This is a genomic window from Vibrio sp. 2130-1, assembly GCF_033339515.1.
This window is the reverse complement of the sequence record NZ_JAWOUT010000738.1, coordinates 1-515: the sequence shown is the minus strand read 5'-3', so window position 1 is coordinate 515 and position 515 is coordinate 1. Positions and strand designations below refer to the sequence as shown.

Sequence of the window (515 nt, the reverse complement as noted above, 5' to 3'; positions counted from 1 at the left end):
GTCTTGTTTCTACTTTTGAGTAAAACAGGCACCGCCGATACGATGGATAAGATGAAGGCTTTAGAGAATGCAGAAATCGCCACACTGGCTGGCGGCTGTTTTTGGTGTACGGAATCGGACTTAGAACAGCTTCCTAGCGTCTTGGATGTGGTGTCTGGCTACTCCGGCGGGCACGTGAAAAACCCAACCTATCGCCAAGTATCTTCTGGAAAAACCGGACACATTGAATCCATCGAAGTGAAATACGACCCGAATGTGGTGAATTACGAACAAGTACTCGATTACTTTTTCCGCCACATTGACCCAACCGACGATAAAGGATCGTTTGTCGACCGAGGTCCACAGTATCGACCTGCTATTTTCTACCACAACGCAGAGCAAAAGCAGATCGCAGAGCAGTTTATGATGGAAATCGACAATGCAAAGGTTTATCCAAAACCGCTTAAAACTGAGTTGATCAAGTTTGAGACATTCTATCCAGCGGAAGAGTACCATCAGGATTACTACAAGAAGAG

General features: G+C 45.8%; 1 protein-coding gene. It reads left to right on the top strand.

Going from position 1 to position 515, the window contains the following annotated elements; translation table 11 throughout:
* The coding region (gene msrA / locus R7Q09_RS28435) for a peptide-methionine (S)-S-oxide reductase MsrA (RefSeq protein ID WP_318144243.1) at positions 1-515 on the top strand (515 nt) is incomplete at both ends.